Below are 18,680 nucleotides of genomic sequence, written 5' to 3' on the forward strand. Positions count from 1 at the left end.
CGGAGCAGCTCCCCTCGGGCGGGGTGCTACTGGCGTCCGGACCAGTCCGTCATTCCCCCGACTGCGGAGCTGAGGCTGCGGGCTCCTCGCCGCCGACCAGGTGGGTGGGGGTGTGGACCACGGGCCAGGCGCGCGGTTTCAGCTCTCCCGGGGCGGGGGTCGTATCAGAAGAGTTGGATGCAGCAGCCGAACGCAATGGTCACCACGCCCACGGCTACCGACACCCTCTTCAGCGCCATCGACATCTTCATGGGAATCCCTTGTGCTGAATGATCGGATGTTGAACGGTCGGAGCGCGTCTCGCACATCACAGGCACATGCGCACGAGCCACTCGTCGTAGTTGTACGCATCCCTCGCCGGATCCAGGACCGTGGCTGCGTGCCCTTCAGTCGTGTCCTCCAGGCGGATACGCTCCGGCAGCTTGCCGAACCGGGTGTGACGTGCCACTTCGGCGTCGCTCGGAACCTTCTCTGTTCGCGACATCGGTTGCCTCCTGCGGTTTGTTGTGCTGAAGCGTGGGTCGGTGTTGGTTGCCGGAGATGCGGCACCGGTGAGGGCAATGGCCCGTGTGATCACGTGCCGCACACTCACAGATGCATCACTCGTTAGAATGGTGACGATCGTTGCACGCAAGTTCGTCACCCGTCAAGGTGGTGACATGGAACGGAACGCGCCTTTCCCAGTGGCACCGCGGCGCTCGACTTTGTCGGAACACTGCGCGCGCGGCGCAACGCTGTGCCCAGGGACATGCTCGGATCGCCGGAGAGTCTCGACTCCTGGTTCCGCGAATCCGGAACCACTGACGGGGGTACGAACTGCAAGGCGTCGGACGTCGCGGAGGCGGTGGCTCTTCGAGAGGCGATCTATCTGCTCGTCACCGCCAGGTTGGCGAACGAGAGCTACGACGAGGGGGCGCTCTCGCTGGTGAACCGCGCAGCGAGCATGCCCTCTGCAATTCCGCAGCTCACTCCGGCGGGGCGTCGGATCGAAGCCACCCCGCAGCAGGCGCTCTCCTCCGTGGCCCGGGACGCCATCGACATCCTCGGTGGGGTGGACATGCCGCTCCTCAAGGAGTGCGCGAATCCCGAGTACACGCAGATCTACATCGACCGTTCACGGGGAGGGCGCCGAGAGTGGTGCGCCATGGATCCGTGCGGCAACAAGATCAAGGCGGCGGCCTACCGCGCCCGCAAGCGCGCGGGCAAGTCGCCATCAGCCGCCACGCGTCCGTGACAGGGGGCGGGTTGGCGATCTCGATCCCGCCCGTCGAGCCCCAGCTGGTGACCGACATCCACTGGGACATCCGCAGGACAGCCGTAGGCAGACAGTGGGTTGCCCGATCAGAAGCCGTCGACCTCGACGACGGCTTCGGCAAAGACTTCGGGGGCTTCCTGCGGCAGGTTGTGGCCGACGCCCTTCAGCGTTCGGTGAGCGTATGGGCCCGTGAAGCGGCCGCGATAACTGGCGCCGTCTCCGGGAGGAGTGAACGGATCCCGCTCACCGTCCAGAGTGATCGTCGGGAGTGCGATGACGGGGCTCTGGGCGAGTTGCTTTTCGAGATGATCGAATTGCGGGTCGCCCGCGGCCAGGCCAAGTCGCCAGCGGTAGTTGTGAATCACGATGGGGACCCAGTCCGGATTGTCGAAGGCCGCCGCAGTGCGATCGAACGTTGCGTCATCGAAATGCCACGTCGGGGAGACGTTCTTCCAGATGAGCTTCGCGAAAGCGTGCTTGTACTTCTCAAGGCCGAGCCTGCCCCTTTCCGTGGCGAAGTAGAACTGATACCACCACGTCCACTCGGCCTCCGGCGGCAGCGGCGCCTTGTTGCGCTCACGGTTGGTGATCAGATAGCCGGTCACCGATACCAGCGCCTTGCAACGTGCCGGCCAGAGTGCTGCGATGATGTCGGCAGTCCGCGCGCCCCAGTCGAAGCCGGCGAGGACCGCCTTCTCGATCTTCAGCGCATCCATCAGCGCGATGATGTCGAGAGCAACCACCGACTGCTGAGCATTCCGGAACGTCTTGCTCGAGAGGAAACGCGTCGTGCCATGACCGCGCAGATAAGGGACGATCACCCGGTAGCCTTTGGCGGCCAGCAGGGGTGTCACGTCGACATAGCTGTGAATGTCGTAGGGCCAGCCGTGCAGAAGGACGACCACGGGGCCGTCGGCGGGGCCGGCCTCGGCGTATCCGATGTTCAGGACCCCGGCATTCACTTGCTTCAGTGAGCCGAAAGACGTGTTTTCCGTCCGGCCCGTGTGGGACACCGCGCGATTTTCCCGGTCAGGTGCCGAGGCCGATGTCGCCGAGAGCGCCGGTAGCGAGGCTCCGGCAACCCCGACGGTGAGAATTCTGGAAAACGTCCGCCTGTCCATAGGGCTCACCCTTCTGTGAAATCTCTACACGCTCATGCATGCCGGGCGAGCGGCTACATCGGATGTGTCGGCGGGCGGATGAATCATTTTTGGTTCCCATGTGTGACGTCATGGGCCGGCGGCACCAAGTTGGCCATCCGGTTCCATTACCGCCTCATTTGGGGTTCATCGCCGGCGACTGAGGCTCCCGGCATCGCGGATACGGCTCACCGTCCGCCCGTGCCCTCGTCAGTCGCCTCGCCAGATGTTGTCGAAGGCCGCATCTTCGATGGCTCGCCGTTGCCGTACAGCTTCCAGTTCCATCACTGCGTCGTTGACGGCGGCGAGCACCGTCTCGACCGCGTCGTCGGCCACGCTCGGGGAGTCTTCAGCAGGCAATTCGCGGATTCCGACGGCGGCAGCGAGGACCGCGAGGACGGGCTCGCCCGATGTCCAGCGGTCCGCCGCGTGGCTGCGAGCGGGTGAGTCGACCAGTGTCGTCCGGGCGGTCCGGGCAGGACTCCAGCGGCCGCGTTGCCGGGTGACCTGTCCTTCCGCCTCCAGGGCGGCCAGATAGGCCGAGGACAGTCCGCGGCCTCGGCGCCACAGCCAGTCCTCGACCGACTCGTAGGGCATCTGCCGAACCAGCGACGACGCGGCGTCGTCCAACAGGCGATCAGCCAGTGTCCACACGGCGCTCGGCACGATGCGGTCGTCATCCAGTGTCAGGGCTTGGGCGTCGATGAGATCGATCACCTCGGCTCCCGCGAGCGCAAGCGACAGATCGCCCTGCTCCACGGGACGGCTGGGTGCCACGTCCAAGGCGACGATCAACAGATCTTGCGGTGTGGTCATGAAGGGCTCCACGTCAGAAGCATCGGTAGCGATACGTCGCTGAGCAGCCGGCCTGGCACCGGGCGCGAGGCCGAACGTGGCGGCGGGCCTTTGGTCCGGCCGGACACCGGGGACGGTGTCCGGGGTGGGAGCTTCTTGTACTTCGCCGACTGTAGCCCGGTCGCGCCGGGGGTGGTCGGTCGAAGCCGGGGCGGTTACTCCGGTGCGGGCTATCCGGGGAGCGTGCGCCGCACGAGGGCCATGCGGTACGGGGAGCCGATCCGCGGAACGGCACCGGCAACGCGGCGCGAGGATCACGAGGGCGGCCGGGATCAGGATCTGGATCGCATCCCGGACGTGCACCGGTGAGGCCGTCGCTCTCACCGGTGGCGCCGTGCCCGGCCAGGGTGTGTGCCGGTGTCGACGCGCCCGATGCCGTGCTCGGCGAGCGTGCCGACGGTCAGACCGAGTCGGCGGCACTCGGCGAGCAGGCCGGGCAGCGCACCCAGCGCGGCTCGCCAGGCGCCCGGCGCGCTCCACCCGTCCGCGTCGTGCAGCAGCACGGTGCCACCGCCGGTCAGGTCGGCGAGGACCGATGCCCGCACGGAGCGAGCATCGGCGTACGCCGTCCAGTCCCGGCCCCAGGCCGACCAGAGCACCGGTCGCAGCCCGGCGCGGCGGGCAGCGGCCAGGCGGCTGCCGGTGAGGATGCCGTAAGGCGGCCGGTACCACTGCGGAACGGTCCCGCAGATCTCCCGTACCGCGCCGACGGTGCGGGTCACCTCCCGTGCGTCGCGCAGCGGCGTGGGGAACCAGGGGCGCTCGTGCTGCCAGCCGTGCACCGCGACCTCGTGGCCACCCGCCACAAGCGCCCGGCCGAGGGCCGGATGGCGTTCCAGCGAGGTGCCGACGACGAAGAAGGTGGCCCGCACGCGGCACTCGTCCAGGACGCGCAAGAAGTGTGGGGTGCTGGCCGGGTCCGGCCCGTCGTCGAAGGTCAGCGCCACGTGGGCGGGATGGCCGCGGCCGTCCAGCGCCGGGCTGAGGATCCTCCGTACGGGCGGCAGCCAGGTGACGGCGGGTCCGATGTGCCACGCGGCAGCCACACCTGCGGCCACACCCACAGCGCCGGCTGCCATGCCGGCCGACACCGCCGTCCGCCCTGCGCCGGAGCGTCCTACCATCGCTGTTCGTCCTTTCCGGAGACCACTGGTGAACTGCTCAGATGCACGCTGGCGAGCACGATGAGCGCCAGGGCGGCAGCCTCCGGCAGCACCCGCCAGCCCAGGTCGATCTGCTCTTCGAACAGCGAGACGCCCAGAATGACGCTCAGCAACGAGTCGCCGAGCGTGAGCGCGGGCTGCGACGCCGCCAGCGAGCCGGCCCGCAACGTGGCCTGCAGCAGCAGGAAGGAGCTCAGGCCCACGGCCGCGGCCGTGTAGATCTGCCATGTCGCGAACAGCCCCTCGACTCCGCCGGACACCAGGCCGAGTGTGTCCTTGATCAGTGCCGCGGTGAAGGCGAAGCCGATGGCGGTCGCCGACCCCAGTACCGCCGCACGGGCGGAACCCCGCAGTCGCATTCCCACCACGATCAGCACGATCGACACGGTGGCGGCAGGCACGGCGCTGAACAGCCACCTCTTCGGCGGCACGGTCTCCAGGCCGCCAGTCGGACTGGCCAGCAGGAGGAAGACCGCCAGACCCAGCGCCATCCCGAGGAACGCCCCCCAGGTACGAACCCCGGGCGGCCGCCGGAAGACGACCGCAGCCAGCACCAGCGTGAACAGCAGCTCCGTCGTCATCACCGGCTGCACCACAGCCAGTGGCCCGGTCGCCAGGGCGAGGGCCTGTGCCAGCCCGGAGACGACCAGCAGCCCCGCACCCCAGCGCCAGGCCGGCCGGCGGATGAATCCCAGCTTCCCGAACAGATGGCTGCCCCGGAGGCCGGGCAGGTCGACCGCTGCGGCGCGGCGCTGCAGCACGGAGGCTCCCGCGTTCCCCAGCGCGGCGAGCAGCGCCAGTACGACGGAGAGGATGATCACGTGTCACCAACCCTGCGCGCGTATCCGTTGCCGCAGGCCCGCTCAGCCAAAGCGCGAGGCCAGCCTGCGGAAGAGCCGTGGGGCCACGCCCTGCACCCGGCCCGGCACGCCCAGCCAGCGCGGCACGGCGATCTCGTCCCGGCCACCGGCCAGCGCCTCCTCGACCGCTGCGGCAACCCGCCCGGCGGGTACCGGCCGTGGCCAGGACCGTGCGTACGGGGTGCCACGGCGGGTGAAGAACGGCGTGTCGACGGGACCGGGCAGCACCAGGCAGAGCTGGACACCGGTGCCCTGGAGCTCGTAGCGCAGGCTGTCCGCGAAAGCGATCAGGGAGCCCTTCGTCGCCGCGTACGCCGCCTCACCCCGCACGCCGAACCGGCCCGCGACAGAACCGATGAGCACCAGCCGGCCCGATCCGCGGGACACCATCTGCGGCAGCACCAGGCGAACGAGATGGAGAACGGCGCAGACGTTGACACTCACCAGACGGTCCACGGTGGCGGGCGGCATGTCGGTGTAGGAGCCCGCCCAGCCGAGCCCCGCCGCGGCGACGAGCGCGTCGACTCTGCCGCTGTGCGCCAACGCAGCCTCGGCCAGCCTGCGGCAGCCCTCCTCGGAGGCCAGGTCCATCGGCAGCGCGACACCGGAAGTACGCGCGGCGACACTGCCGAGCCGGCCTTCGTCCCGCCCGTTCAGCAGCAGATCCCACCGGCCGCCGACGGCGAGACGTGAGGCGACTTCGGCGCCGATACCGGAGGAGGCCCCGGTGATCAACACGACCGGCCGTGGGCCGCGGGCAGACGGACCGGCCGCAGCCGACAGCGCCACATCGGCCTCGACTGCTGGCATACCGCGGGGTAGGGGGCTCTTGCGCATGGGCCTTCCGTCCTCCGGGGCCGCCGACATCCTGGTGCTCTCGAGGCACCGCCTGTACCGACCCGCACTGAGTAATCCTTCGGTGCAACCGACGCACCGGCAAACGCGCTCGACCGGACTGGGCTAACGGCCTGCCCATCCGGGTCTGGCGCACCGGCCGCCATGCGCAGACGATCCATGCGGAGGAATATCCAAGAATGGGACGTCGGATTCTGATCGTCAGCGCGAGCATGGGCGCCGGACACGATGCCGTCGCCGCTGAACTGGCCGAGCGTCTGCGGTCCGGCGGCCACCTGACGGCATGCGTGGACCTCCTCGACTTGCTGCCCCCCGGCGCCGGGCGCGGGCTGCGCGCGGTCTACCGCACGACGCTGCGCCGCTGCCCATGGGCCTACGGAGCGGTCTATTCGGCATTCTTCCGCGACCGCGGAGACCCGGGCGACCGGAACAATTGGGCGCCGGGCACCGGGCCGCTGGCCGCAGTCCTGGAGCCACGCCTGCGCACCGTCGTGGAACGCTGGCGACCGGACGCGCTCGTCTCCACCTTCCACCAGGCCGCTCAGGTCACGGGACGGCTGCGCTCCCGGGGCGGTGTCTGCCCGCCCAGCACTGTCGTGCTCACCGATTTCGCCGTGCACCGACAGTGGCTGCACCCCGGCAACGACCTGCACCTGTGCCTGACCCGGGCCGCCGCGGCACGCGTCCGCGCCACGACCGGACGCCAGGCAGAGGTGTGCGGCCCGATCGTGCCCCCGGCCTTCGTTGCAGCCGGTCACGAGAACCCGGGCGGCCGGCCGTCGCGCTGGGCGCGGGAGTTCGCGCGGCGCGGCCCCGGCCGCCCACCCGTGCTGATCTCGGCCGGTGCCTGGGGCGTGGGGCACGGGCTGACCGACACGGCGCTGCTGCTCGCCGGCTCAGGCCACATTCCGGTGCTGCTGTGCGGCAGGGACGAACAGCTGCGGGACCGTGCCGCGATGCTCCCCGGCGTTCTGGCGCTGGGCTGGGTCGAGGACCTGCCTGACCTCATGGCGGCTTCGAGCGCCCTGGTGGACAACGCCGCGGGACAGACGGCCCAGCAGGCCCTCGCCGCCGGCGTCCCGGTCGTCGGGTACCGGCCGATCACCGGCCACGGCGCAGAGGGCGTCAGTGAGATGGCTGCCGCAGGTCTCACCGAGCATGCTGCCGACGAGGTCGCGCTGCTCCGCTCGCTGGACCGGCTGGTGCGACCCGGACCCGACCGGGACCGACGGGTCGCCGCCGGGCGAGCTGTCTTCACCGTGGACGCAGCCGGACTGGTCGCCTGCTCCTGACGACCACTGACTATCGGCTGCTGCTCGGGGTGCGGGAGGGCAGCACCCACCCGGGCAAGTGCACGGGCCGGCCCATCGGCACCTCGCGTGAGCAGCGGGGCGCTCGCCCGGCCGCGCACGGCGCCGTACATCAGTACTTGAAGTGCTCTCCCAGCTAAATCAGGGAGATTCCTACCTACCTCGCGGTGGCGGGTTTGACGCGCTTCGCGCGCCTGACGACTGCCCTCCCGGCAGCCGGGATGAGCGCGAGGCCCATCCGGTACAGGTGCAAGATGTTCCGGGCTGCGTTGTGGACGGCGTTGCCCGACCAGCCGCAGTCGGGGCTCTTGCACACGAACACGGCCTGGCTCTCGCGGTTGCCGGGCGTGGTGAAGCCGCACGCTGAGCAGCGTTGGGAGGTGCCGGGGGCGGGGACCTTGTGCAGGGTGCCGCCGTACCGGGCGGTCTTGTACGTCAGCATCGTGACCGTCCGGCCCCATGCCTCCCCGCTGATGGAGCGGTTCAGCCCAGACTTCTGGGCAACGTCTGTTTGAGGATGAAGCGTTCGCTCGTCGACGCCGGCTACACCACCGCTGCCCTGGTCCACCGCGTTCCCATGGTGGAGGCGAGTGATGGCGATGACAGGGTGACGTCCGTACGGGTGCCGGATCCCAACTCGGCTCCGACTCCGATGCCTCGCCATCGTCCTGACGCGTCATCCCTGCGGTCGCCGGTGTGCGCGATCAGATTGAGTCGCCCCGCGATCCGGTCGAGCTCTGCCGTCCACTCGCCGGCGTCGACCTTGCGACGCCTGTCGGTGAGAGCAAGGGCGGGGGAGTCATGTGAGCCCCTTCCGGCCCCTTCGCGGCCGGCACGGCAGTCGCCTTCCTGCTGTGCCACCGAAGAGGTGTGGCACGTAGCCGGTCGACCATGACCGTCCCCGTGGCCGAGAGGAAGATCAGCTGTGTGATGGTGCGCGGGATGAGCTGATCCCACCAGTCCGTCGCGGTGCCGGAGGCGTAGACGTTGGCGGGGAACAGTGCGAGCAACAGGAGGCCGAGTGCGCCGGCGGCCGGTCCGGAGGTCGGTGTCCACAGGAGCGCCAGGGCGCCGACGAGTTCGAAGAGGCCGGACACGGTGACCAGTACCTCAGGTGCCGGCAGGGCGGGCGGCACCATGGCTATGAGCTCGTCGCGCATCCCCACGAAGTGGGCCCCTCCGGTCAGCAGGAACATGGCCGCCAATCCGCCACGCAGGGCGGTGGGCAGCCGCCGGAGCGGCCGGCCTTTCGATACGCCGGTGATCAGGCCGACGCAGGTGACCCCGACGAGAACGATGAGTGGTTCCATGGGAACTTCCTTGTAGAAGCCAGGCGTAGAGGCCGGGTCGGGCAGAGGCAGATGTGCGGGACCACGCCGGTCAGCACACGACCGGACGTTCTCCGCGTGAGGTACGAACAGGCACGTGGACGCCGTGCGGCTTTGCCCCGTGCTGAAGGCAGTTACGCGGGCTTTCCCCTCGTCGCCGCTGCCGAGCTTCGGACGGCGACGTGGTCGATCTCCTGAATCTGGAGGACGACGCCGTCCGGGTCGGTGACGCGGATACTGCGACCGAAGTTCTCGTCGACGAGGTCGTAGTCGTATCCGGATCGAGCGAGTCGCTCCGCGATGTCTTCCAGCCGCTCGTCCGTGGCGAAGCCCAGTTCGGTGGTGCCGGGCGGGCGTCCCTGGGAGACAGTGGCGTCGTGGATCCCGACAGCGCCGGCGTCGGCAGCCAACTGTGCCCACACGTCCACGCTGACGTCGGGTTGGAAGATGAGGCCCAGACCGGCATAGAAGTGCCGGGAGGCTGCCACGTCGGCGACGTACCTGATGGGGAGTACGGTCAGCATGATGTTCTCATTCCTCCTCGTTCCGGGCGGGCGAGGGCGTGTACGGGTGGATCCGACGTCTCTGCCGGTTGCCGGAAGTGTCATCCCCGTCCGTCCACCCCGCGGTGTAAAGCCGACCGGGTTTGAGGGAATCGGGCATTTGGAGAGGCAAGGCTGATGGAATCCGTCACCCTCGACGAGCTGGACCGCCGGCTGATCCACGCCCTCCAACTCGATGGGCGCATGTCGTTCAGCCGCATCGCAGCGGTTATCGGCACCCCCGAACGCACTGTCGTCCGCCGCTACAACCGTCTGCGGTCGCGCTTCGTCCTGCGCGTCGTCGGGCTCGTCGACAGCCGCCGGATCGGGATGCTCGACTGGGTCGTCCGCGTCCACTGCGCACCCGAGACGGCGGACGCGCTTGCCGCCAACCTCGCTCAGCGCGGCGACACTTCATGGATCGCGCCGTTGGTGGGTGGAACGGAACTCACCTGCATGATCCGCACACCGCCACCGGGCGACGAGGGACAGCGCTCGTTCTTCGAGCAACTCGCCCGGACCCACGGGGTACGTGATGTGAAGGCGGCTTGCGTGCTGCGTCCGATCGCCGGCGTCGGTGGGTGGGCGGGGCGGATGGGTGCACTCAACGAGGCGGAGCAGGTTCGGCTTCGGGTACCGGCGCTACCCGAAGCGCCGGACGCGGCGTGCCTCGCCGTCACGTGGAATGACGCGGACACCCGTCTCGTGCGCGCCCTGTCGGAGGATGCACGTGCGGACCTGGGGCGACTGGCCGCTGCGACCGGGTGGTCGGAGTCCACCGTCCGGCGCCGCATCGGCCAACTGCGCGAGGCCGGGGTGCTTGCCTTCGAAGTAGAGGTGGACCCCGCGCTGTTCGGCTTCCGCGTCGAGTCGCTCATGTGGCTCGAAGTGGCACCGGCCGCGTTCGGGACCGTCACCGAAGCGCTGTCCCGGCACTCCTCGGTCGCGTTCGCCGCTCTCACCACCGGGCCGTCCGCGGTCTTCGCGATCGTGGAGTGCCGCAGCGCTGACGCGCTGTGCGAGTACCTGTCCACCGAGTTGGCCGATCTTCCCGGCATCACCCGTGTCGAGACCGCCGTCACCCAGCGCCGCACCAAGCGAGCCGGACCACTGCTGATGCCCGCCATGGGGGCACGGCCGGGCCCGGGGCCGAACGGACCCGTCGCGGAGTAGCCGGCTCCGGCCGGGTGGGACCGGGACACCGAAGCTGGACTTGAAGTTGCCGCTGCGGCAGCTTCTACCGTCTTTACCAGGGCCGGATCGGCCGGCCCGGTGAAGCATTCGTGAGGAGGGCGGCCATGGCCTGGCCGATTGCGGAGGTCGCCCGGATGTCGGGCGTGACGGCGCGGACGCTGCGGCACTACGACGAGATCGGTCTGCTGCCGCCGGCCCGGATCGGCGCCAACGGTCACCGCTACTACGAGGAGCGACAGCTGTTGCAGCTGCAACAGATCCTCGTACTGCGCACGCTGGGCCTGGGACTGCCCGAGATCGGCCGGATCCTGGCCGCGCAGGTCGATGAGCTCGAGGCCCTGCGCGGCCACCGGCGTCAGTTGCTCGCAGAGCGTGACCGGCTCGATGCCCTGGCCGGCACCGTCTCCCGCACGATCGCTGAACTGGAGCAGTCCAGGAAGGACGGCAGAACCATGACCAGCATCAACCGACCGGAGAACCTGTTCGAGGGTGTCCGGCCCGCCCAGTACGGAGAGGGCATGCGCGACTTCCCGGAACTGGCCGAGAAGGTCGAGCAGCGCACTGCGACGATGAGCCAGGACGAAATCGAGGCCGGGCACCGCCGACGCACGGCGCAGATGATCCGACTGGCCGAGCTGCAGGCCGCAGGTCTGCCCGCCGACGCCGACCCGGTGCAGGCCGAGGTCGACGCCCAGTACAGGGCGCTGGCCGAGCTCCGGGCAGCCTCCGCCGAGGAGTTCCGCGCGATGGGGCGCTCCTGCGTGGAGAACGACCAGCGGCGCGCGGCATACGAGGCGATCGCGCCCGGCCTGGCCGCGTATCAGCGGGACGCAATCGAGGCATACGCCACCACCCGGCTGAGCTGAGCCGGTACGTACCGGCCGCCGTCACGGGCACCCTCCTGCGACGGCGGCCCCCGCCGGGGAGGTCCGGCGCCCGTGCCCGGCCCCGGAACCTGCCGCACGGTTCAGCCACGGACTGCTGTCGGGCTCACACCGAGGTCGGCCACGTCGTACTCGCCTGCATGCAGTAGTCCGGCGCGCGCGGCGAGCCTCCTCCCGCAAGGCTAGCGGGCGTACGTGCTCCCGCCGCCTGCTCGGCGAAGAGGAAAGAAGGCCCCTGTGCGTATGTGGCGAATCGTGCTGCCCCTCACGGCTTCCATAGCGGCAGTTCCACTCGTGGCGGCGCCGGCCAGGGTGACGATGGCCGGGGCCGTCGGCGGGACGATGCAGGGTAGCCCGGCCTCGGTGCTGCCGGCCGGTACGGGGCCGGCGCCGACCGTCGATACCGCGCGGCCGGTCGCGCTGAAAGCGATGGCGGTGGCGTTCCCCCACGCAGCAATTCGCCCTGCCATCGTGTCGCGTGCGCGGTGGCGGGCCGACGAGACCAAGCGTGATCCCCGGGCCCACTACGCGAACGGGGTGACGGCGATCTTCATCCACCACACCGACACCCCCAACGACTACAACTGCGCGGACGTCCCGCTCACCCTGCGCAACCTGTACACGGGCCAGACCCGCGATCAGCAATGGGGAGACCTCGGCTACAACTTCCTCGTCGACCGATGCGGCAACATCTACGAAGGCCGCGCCGGCGGTGTCGACCGCCCCGTCGTCGGCTCCCACACCCAGGGGTTCAACCAGGGCACCGCGGGGATCGCGGCGATCGGCACCTTCGGACGAGGTACGAAGGTGCCGGCCCCCATGGAACATGCGATCGCAGTCCTCGCCGCCTGGAAACTCGGCCTGCGCGGTGTCGACCCCCGCAGCAAGGTGCGACTCACGTCCACCAATGACAAGAGCCGTTACCCCAAGGGAACTTCGGCCAGTTTTTATGCCATCTCCGCCCATCGCGACGGCTTTGCCACCGACTGCCCGGGGGATGCGCTGTTCGCCCGGCTCCCCGCGATCCGGGACCTTGCTGCCCGCCTCCAGGGCAGGGTTCTGCGCGAACCCGCTCGTGTCCAGCTTTCCCAGGCCTTGCCGAGCCTCGACGGCGGCCGCTGACCGCCCACCTGTATGCGGTGCGCCTCCAGGGCCCGCGGCCCACACCGGCCTGCCGGTCAGCCGCCTCTGGCCAGCTCCAGCACCTCGTGCAGATCCTGGGCGGCTTCGAACGTGCACAGGACGGCAGCCGTGAGGTAGGCGGCGGTGACCGCCGCTCGCCACTTCCCGCCCGTCGGTACGGGGGACAGGAGTGCAGCCACCCGCCGCGGCACAGGGCCCGCCTTGTCCAGCCCGGTTCGCTCCCCGTCCGTCCGGCGCTCCGCGCCACGGCGGCCGAGAAGTCCCAGGGCGGCGGCAGGCAGCCGTCGCAGACCGCCGGAGCGCTTTGTCGCCAGCGCCGCCTTTCCCACGGTGACCGCCACCCGCCGCCGGTCGCCGGTTGCGCTTGCCGCTGCCTCGTCCGCCCACCGCTCCACCGTGTAGGAGACCTGAGCCGCCAGGGGGCGCACCAACGGGTTCGCGGTTGCGGCCAGTTGGGCCGCTGCGGCGAACAGATAGTGGTGGGCGCGCAGATGGGCCCGCTCGTGCGCGAACAGGATTGCGCGCTCGGTTTCGTCGAGCGTGGCCAGCATGCCTGTCGAGACCACGATGCGGCCGGGCAGTCCGGGCATCGCGAACGCGTCGGCGGCCGACTCCTCCATCACCACGAGCGGATCCTGACCCGGGAAGCACGCGGACTCCAGAACAGCGGCACACACCGCCCGCACCCGGCGGACCAGGAAGCGGGAGGCGACCACGGTCACGGCGAGCAGCAGCACCGCTGCCGGCACGGCTACCGGCACCCACGCCGGATCGTCGCGTCCCAGCACTGCCGGTGACAGATCGGCGAGTCGGGCGATCCTCGGGATACGCACCAGACCGGCGAGGGCGAGGAGGCCGAGTACCGTCGTACTGCCCGCGGCCAACACCACGGACGCCGTCGTCAGCACCCAGGTGGCCAGTCGCGGTTCCAGCCGGTCGGCAAGCGGCCGGGCGGCGGGTCCCGCCAGCAGCGGGAAGAACAGCGGCAGGTAGATGGCGAGATGCATGGCAGCCTCCGTGGCCCTACCGGCCGGAGTCCAGGTCGCCGCCGAGCAGGCGGCGCAGAAGCGCCTCGTCGCCGCTCGACAGGTCGTCGACGAAGCGGGTGAGAACCGTCTCGCGATCCGGCACCTCCTCCATGGCCTGGCGCATCCGCCGGGCGGCGAACCCCGGTTCGTCGGTGGCGGGCGCGTAGGCGAAGGCCCGGCCTCGTGGGACCCGGGTGAGGACGTCCTTCTCGTACAGCCGGGTCAGGATGGTCACGACGGTGCTGTACGACAAGTCGTCGTCCATGACTTCACGTACGGCTCTCGGGGTGAGCGGCTCCGGCGCCGACCGGAGCACGGCGAGCACCTCGGCCTCACGCTTGCCATTGGCCAGGCGGCTGTCCGTCTCGTGTGTCCCGGCACGCTCGACCGCATCCACCGTTGGCTGCCTCCTTGCTCATCCTCTACAGTCACACCCGTCTTCTACGCGCGCGTAGAAGACAATGGCCTTCCCCGAGTGTGCCACGCATGCTCTTGGACCCGTGACGCCCGCCGCCATGACAGGAATCCGATGCCCCGTCACACGCCCGAGCCCAGGGCACTTCCCGGCCCGGGACCGGTGCACCCGCCGACCGGCTGCCGGCGGTTGCGCGGGCCGCGCTTCTCGGAGCTGCGGTCCTGAGGCGAGAGCGCCACCGCACCACCACCGTCATCCCATCGAATGCTTCGCAAGGACGGAACACTTGAGCGCCATCACCATCGGACAGGCCATCGTTCTCGGGATCGTGGAGGGGGTGACCGAGTTCCTGCCGATCTCCTCCACCGGGCACCTGAAGATCGCCGAGGGGCTGATGGACATCCCGGTGGACGACAAGGGCGTCGTTGCCTTCACCGCCGTCATCCAGGTGGGTGCGATTGCCGCCGTCCTCGTCTACTTCTTCAAGGACATCGTCCGATTCGTCACCGCGTGGGTACGGGGCCTGGCCCATCGCGACCAACGGGACAGCCACGACTACAAGTTCACCTGGTGGGTCATCTATGCCACGATCCCGATCGTGATCGTAGGACTCGCCGCGAAGCCGCTCATCGAAGGACCGCTCGCCTCGCTGTGGGTGGTGGCCGGATCGCTGATCGTCGGCAGCGGCGTGATGTGGGCGGCCGATCAGATGGGCCGGCACAGGCGCGGCGAGGAGGACACCACGCTCAAGGACGCGATGCTGGTCGGCTGCTCCCAGATCCTGGCGCTCCTCTTCCCCGGCTTCTCCCGCTCGGGCGCCACCATGTCCACCGGCCTCATCCTGGACCTCAACCGGGTCGCCGCGACCCGCCTTTCGTTCTTCCTCGGCATCCCGTCACTGACCGGCGCCGGGCTGTACGAGCTGAAGGACGCGGTCGGCGGCGGGGTGGGCGCGGTACCGCTCGCCGTGGGCACGGTGGTCTCCTTCGTCGTCGCGTACGCCTCGATCGCCTGGCTGCTGAAGTTCGTTGCCAAGCACTCGTTCAACGCGTTCGTGATCTATCGCATCATCGTGGGCGTGCTGCTCTTCGCCCTGCTGGGCGCGGGTCTTCTCAACGCCTGAGGGGCAGACCCCGCACGAGAGACGGCGAGGCCGATGGGCCTCGCCGTCTCGGCGTCGGTGGACCGTCGAGTCCCGTCACCCGGGGGGCGACGGGACTCGAGGCTCGGGGTTCGTCAGGTCGGGCCGGAAGTGGTCACCTCCGTGGCCGACGCCGGCTCGGCCGTCGCGGATTTGCCGCGGCCGGCTGTGTGGTTGAAGAGCAGGTTGAGGAGGAACGCGGCGAGGGTGGCGCTGGTGATGGCGCTGCCGCCGATGATCTGGACCCAGGTCGGGAAGGCGTGATAGATCGACGGCGCGACGACGGGGAGCATGCCGATCCCGATCGAGACAGCGACGATCAGCAGGTTGTTGGTGCCCTCGAACTCCACTTTGCGCAGGGTCTTGATGCCCACGGCGGTCACGGTGGCGAACATGACCAGACCGGCCGCACCGATCACCGGTTCGGGGAGCGAGGCGACGATCTCGCCGAGCTTGGGGACCAGGCCCAGCAGGACCAGGATGCCTCCGGCGACGGCGGCGACGTAGCGGCTGCGGACCTTGGTCATGCCGACCAGCCCGACGTTCTGGGCGAATACGGTGTCCAGGAAGCCGTTCATGATGCCGCCGAAGATGCCGGAGACGCCGTCAGCGGCAAGCCCCCGGGCCAAGTCTTGCTTGGAGAGCGGGCGGCCGGTCATCTCGCCGACAGCGAGCATGTCGGCGGTGGACTCGGTGAACGTCACCAGCATCACGACGCACATAGAGATGACGGCGGCGATCGGGAACTGCGGGGCACCGAAGTGGAACGGCGAGGAGACGCCCAGCCAGTCGGCCTGCCCGACCGAGGAGAAATCGGTCAGGCCCATCGGAACGGCGACCAGGGTGCCGCCGACCAGGCCCAGGAGCACGCCGATCTGTGCGACGAAGCCGCGGGTGAAGCGGCTGACGACGATGATGAGCAGGATGATGCCGCCGGCCAGCGCCAGGTGGCTGGGGGCGGCGTAATCCTTGGCTGTGGGGTCGAGACCGGCGATCAGGCCGGCGGCGACTCCGATGAGCGAGAGCCCGATGACGGTGATGACCGAACCACTGACCAGCGGCGGGAAGAACCGTACGGCGCGGGCGAAGGGCACGGCGACGATCAGGCCGAAGACGCCTGCCGCGATCATGGACCCGTACACGGCCTGAATGCCGTACTCGCCCGCGATGAGGATCATCGGGGTCACCGCCGTGAAGGTGGCTCCTGCGACGACCGGCAGCCGCACGCCGAGGAGTTTGCCGATACCGAGCGCCTGGATCAGCGTGATCAGACCGGCCACCAACAGGTCGGCGTTGATCAACAGCCCGATGGTGGACGTGTCCAGCTTGGCGGCGGAGCCGAAGACAAGGGGGACGGTGACGCAGCCTGTGTACATGACCAACACGTGCTGCAGACCGAGAATCCCGAGACGGCCGGGCGGTAGCACCTGATCGACGGGGTGGCGGGCGGGCGGGGACGGTGCCTGTGACACGGATGCCTCCGGAATGGGGCGGCGGACGGGCGGGTGTGCGTGAGCAGGGGTGGGTGGGCGTGAGCGCGGACGGACAGCCGTGTTCGAGCGTGGGGGAGCGGTGACTCGGCAGCGGGTCAACTTTCTGTTGAATGTGTTTCCCGTACATTGCCGCATTCCTAAGGTGCGGTTGCGGCTGCGCCCTGCCGCCCCGGGCCACCGGGCGGTTCCACTGCCGGTACTTCACGAGGCCGCGAGCCCCGGATCGGCCGACCGATCCGGGGTCTTCGGTCTCGGCTGCGCCGGCCGGTCCCGGCACATCGGCACCCGTCCGGTCGATTCGTGGGGCTGCAAGCGGTCGTGCAAGGGAAGGGGAGTGAAATGCCAGAACTCTCCGCACCTGTGGTCAAGCTCGTACGGCGAACCACCGAACCTGTCGCGGCGCAGACCCTGCGCTCGACGGCGGCGGCGGTCATCGCCTATGTCGTCGCGGTGTGGACCCTTCCTCAGCCCGCTCCGCTGACAGCTCCGCTCACCGCACTCCTTGTCGTTCAGGTCACCCTGTACGCGACACTCACCACGGGCATCCGGCGCGTCAACTCCGTCGTCGTCGGGGTGCTCATCGCCATCGGGTTCAGCGCCCTGGTAGGCCTGACCTGGTGGAGCCTGGGGCTGACGATCTTCAGTTCGCTGATCATCGGACGCATGGTGCGGGTCGATGAGTTCGTGCCCGAGGTGGCCATCAGCGCGATGCTCGTTCTCGGCGTGTCCCAGATCGCCTACACCGCGTGGGATCGCGTGCTCGAGACCCTGATCGGTGCGGGCGTCGGCCTGTTGTTCAACCTGCTGTTCGCACCGCCCGTATGGGTGCAGACCGCCGGGGCGTCCATCGACACACTGGCACGGGAGATGGGACGGATGTTCCGTGCCATGGGCGAGGAGATCGGCGGACACATCTCCGTTCCGCAGGCGGCGGCCAGACTGCACGACGCCCGCAGGCTGGACCACGACATCGTGGCCGTCGACGCCTCGCTGCGGCAGGCCGAGGAAAGCCTCATGCTCAACCCCCGGGTCCGCCAGGGACTCCTCTACCGGATCGTCCTGCGTACCGGACTCGACACGCTGGAGATCTGCGCAGTCGTGCTCCGCGTGCTGGCACGCACCCTGACGGACCTGGCCAAGGCCCGCACCGAGGAATCGCTGTTCCCCGAGGACGTGGCGCTGGCACTCCGAGAACTCTTCGCCCAGATGGCCGAGGCCATCGAAAGCTTCTCCACGCTGATCACCACCCCGGTGTCCGCCAACGCCGAGGAAGCCGAGTCACGGCTGGCCGCCGCACTGGCGTCCAGCCGCGCCACCCGCGACGTGGTGGCCGACCTCCTGCTGGAGGACGTCCAGGAACACCCCAGAGAGTGGCAACTCCACGGTGCCCTGCTCGCCGAGGTCGATCGCATTCTGGACGAGCTGGACATCGACAAGCGCGCAGAACGACTCGGTCACGAACTCGACCTCCACTCGTCTGAAATGCATGAACGACATCCCCGACTCGCCGCACTCCGGCGGCGGCTGGTCGGCAGCCGGGAGACACAGCCGTCGGCCCCGGTGAGGTGAGGGCCGACCGACACAGGCGCACCGCCCCACCCGGCCTTACGATGCAGAAGGGGAAGCGGAAGGCCTCAACGCGTCGAGCCACGACCCTTGAGGTCCGTGTGCTCACGCCTGATCACGGAGGCACGTCCCATGGCATCTGACCGGATTCCAGGTATCGATCTCACCGCGGCTCCCAGTGGCACAGGGTGTGCGGAGTGTCTGGCGGGTGACGGACCGGGGTGGTGGTTCCACCTGCGTCGCTGCGCCGCCTGTGGACACATCGGATGCTGCGATTCCTCACCGGGGCAGCACGGAACGAAGCATGCCCGCGACGCGGGACATCCGTTCCTGGCCAGCTTCGAGCCGGGGGAGAGTTGGATGTGGAACGTCGAGACCGAGGAGTACTACGACGGGCCGGAGCTGCTCCCGCCCACCTGTCACCCGCCGGCCCAGCCGACGCCGGGTCCGCAGGGCATGGTCCCGGTGGACTGGGAGCAGCAGTTGCACTGAGGTGGCTCGCATCCACT

At 69.4% G+C, this 18,680-nt stretch carries 19 protein-coding genes and 1 pseudogene; 8 read left to right on the top strand and 12 right to left on the bottom strand.

Features of this window, described 5'->3' with window-relative positions:
- Nucleotides 1-307 precede the first annotated feature (307 nt).
- A complete protein-coding gene (locus OHA03_RS38670) occupies nt 308-484 on the bottom strand; it encodes a hypothetical protein (protein WP_267008668.1) in 177 nt (58 codons plus the stop codon).
- 252 nt (nt 485-736) lie between these two features.
- Here OHA03_RS38670 and OHA03_RS38675 point away from each other — a divergent pair, with 252 nt between their 5' ends.
- On the top strand, nt 737-1,234 hold the full coding sequence (locus OHA03_RS38675) for a CGNR zinc finger domain-containing protein (RefSeq protein WP_323181363.1): 498 nt from the start codon (nt 737-739) through the stop codon (nt 1,232-1,234).
- Between the two features lie 107 nt (nt 1,235-1,341).
- Here the strand turns inward: OHA03_RS38675 and OHA03_RS38680 are convergent, their stop codons facing one another.
- The 5 genes from OHA03_RS38680 to OHA03_RS38700 form a co-directional block, all read right to left on the bottom strand.
- Complete coding sequence (locus OHA03_RS38680) at nt 1,342-2,376, bottom strand: alpha/beta fold hydrolase (protein ID WP_267008670.1); 1,035 nt, start codon at nt 2,374-2,376, stop codon at nt 1,342-1,344.
- A 228-nt stretch (nt 2,377-2,604) separates the two neighbouring features.
- Nucleotides 2,605-3,210, bottom strand: a complete 606-nt coding sequence (locus OHA03_RS38685) for a GPP34 family phosphoprotein (protein WP_267008671.1) — start codon at nt 3,208-3,210, stop codon at nt 2,605-2,607.
- Nucleotides 3,211-3,569: 359 nt separating this feature from the next.
- On the bottom strand, nt 3,570-4,328 hold the full coding sequence (locus tag OHA03_RS38690) for a polysaccharide deacetylase family protein (RefSeq protein ID WP_267008672.1): 759 nt from the start codon (nt 4,326-4,328) through the stop codon (nt 3,570-3,572).
- Nucleotides 4,329-4,366: 38 nt separating this feature from the next.
- The gene (locus OHA03_RS38695) at nt 4,367-5,233 is read right to left on the bottom strand and encodes a DMT family transporter (protein WP_267008673.1); all 867 of its coding nucleotides are present in this window, start codon (nt 5,231-5,233) and stop codon (nt 4,367-4,369) included.
- 42 nt (nt 5,234-5,275) lie between these two features.
- Nucleotides 5,276-6,109: an SDR family oxidoreductase gene (locus OHA03_RS38700; protein ID WP_267008674.1), complete on the bottom strand. Its 834-nt coding sequence runs from the start codon at nt 6,107-6,109 to the stop codon at nt 5,276-5,278.
- Nucleotides 6,110-6,306: 197 nt separating this feature from the next.
- Between OHA03_RS38700 and OHA03_RS38705 the strand changes: the two genes are divergently transcribed.
- Nucleotides 6,307-7,419, top strand: a complete 1,113-nt coding sequence (locus OHA03_RS38705; RefSeq protein ID WP_267008675.1) for a galactosyldiacylglycerol synthase — start codon at nt 6,307-6,309, stop codon at nt 7,417-7,419.
- Between the two features lie 175 nt (nt 7,420-7,594).
- Here OHA03_RS38705 and OHA03_RS38710 read toward each other — a convergent pair.
- The 3 genes and pseudogenes from OHA03_RS38710 to OHA03_RS38720 form a co-directional block, all read right to left on the bottom strand.
- Nucleotides 7,595-7,945 (bottom strand): annotated as a pseudogene (locus tag OHA03_RS38710) (zinc ribbon domain-containing protein); the annotation flags it as partial.
- A 196-nt stretch (nt 7,946-8,141) separates the two neighbouring features.
- Complete coding sequence (locus tag OHA03_RS38715) at nt 8,142-8,747, bottom strand: hypothetical protein (RefSeq protein WP_267008676.1); 606 nt, start codon at nt 8,745-8,747, stop codon at nt 8,142-8,144.
- A gap of 152 nt (nt 8,748-8,899) precedes the next feature.
- On the bottom strand, nt 8,900-9,289 hold the full coding sequence (locus OHA03_RS38720; protein WP_267008677.1) for a VOC family protein: 390 nt from the start codon (nt 9,287-9,289) through the stop codon (nt 8,900-8,902).
- Between the two features lie 156 nt (nt 9,290-9,445).
- Between OHA03_RS38720 and OHA03_RS38725 the strand changes: the two genes are divergently transcribed.
- From OHA03_RS38725 to OHA03_RS38735, 3 genes are all read left to right on the top strand, one after another.
- The gene (locus OHA03_RS38725; RefSeq protein WP_267008678.1) at nt 9,446-10,480 is read left to right on the top strand and encodes an Lrp/AsnC family transcriptional regulator; all 1,035 of its coding nucleotides are present in this window, start codon (nt 9,446-9,448) and stop codon (nt 10,478-10,480) included.
- Between the two features lie 125 nt (nt 10,481-10,605).
- Nucleotides 10,606-11,367 (top strand): MerR family transcriptional regulator, encoded by a 762-nt coding sequence (locus OHA03_RS38730; RefSeq protein ID WP_267008679.1) that lies wholly within the window; start codon nt 10,606-10,608, stop codon nt 11,365-11,367.
- A 312-nt stretch (nt 11,368-11,679) separates the two neighbouring features.
- Nucleotides 11,680-12,507, top strand: coding sequence for a peptidoglycan recognition protein (locus OHA03_RS38735; protein WP_267008680.1), 828 nt, complete (start codon nt 11,680-11,682; stop codon nt 12,505-12,507).
- Between the two features lie 56 nt (nt 12,508-12,563).
- Here OHA03_RS38735 and OHA03_RS38740 read toward each other — a convergent pair whose 3' ends face one another.
- Together OHA03_RS38740 and OHA03_RS38745 are read right to left on the bottom strand one after the other, a co-directional pair.
- Complete coding sequence (locus OHA03_RS38740) at nt 12,564-13,535, bottom strand: M56 family metallopeptidase (RefSeq protein WP_267008681.1); 972 nt, start codon at nt 13,533-13,535, stop codon at nt 12,564-12,566.
- Nucleotides 13,536-13,551: 16 nt separating this feature from the next.
- Entirely contained in the window at nt 13,552-13,953 is a 402-nt protein-coding gene (locus OHA03_RS38745) for a BlaI/MecI/CopY family transcriptional regulator (protein WP_267008682.1), read from the bottom strand.
- A 304-nt stretch (nt 13,954-14,257) separates the two neighbouring features.
- On the opposite strand from OHA03_RS38745, the gene OHA03_RS38750 reads away from it, so the two are divergent.
- A complete protein-coding gene (locus tag OHA03_RS38750; protein WP_267008683.1) occupies nt 14,258-15,094 on the top strand; it encodes an undecaprenyl-diphosphate phosphatase in 837 nt (278 codons plus the stop codon).
- A gap of 113 nt (nt 15,095-15,207) precedes the next feature.
- Here the strand turns inward: OHA03_RS38750 and OHA03_RS38755 are convergent, their stop codons facing one another.
- Nucleotides 15,208-16,584, bottom strand: coding sequence for a nucleobase:cation symporter-2 family protein (locus tag OHA03_RS38755; protein WP_267008684.1), 1,377 nt, complete (start codon nt 16,582-16,584; stop codon nt 15,208-15,210).
- A 360-nt stretch (nt 16,585-16,944) separates the two neighbouring features.
- Between OHA03_RS38755 and OHA03_RS38760 the strand changes: the two genes are divergently transcribed.
- Nucleotides 16,945-18,174 (top strand): aromatic acid exporter family protein, encoded by a 1,230-nt coding sequence (locus OHA03_RS38760; protein ID WP_267008685.1) that lies wholly within the window; start codon nt 16,945-16,947, stop codon nt 18,172-18,174.
- A gap of 129 nt (nt 18,175-18,303) precedes the next feature.
- Nucleotides 18,304-18,663, top strand: a complete 360-nt coding sequence (locus OHA03_RS38765; RefSeq protein ID WP_267008686.1) for a UBP-type zinc finger domain-containing protein — start codon at nt 18,304-18,306, stop codon at nt 18,661-18,663.
- Nucleotides 18,664-18,680 lie beyond the last annotated feature (17 nt).

Source organism: Streptomyces sp. NBC_00154, assembly GCF_026342835.1.
GTDB lineage: Bacteria > Actinomycetota > Actinomycetes > Streptomycetales > Streptomycetaceae > Streptomyces.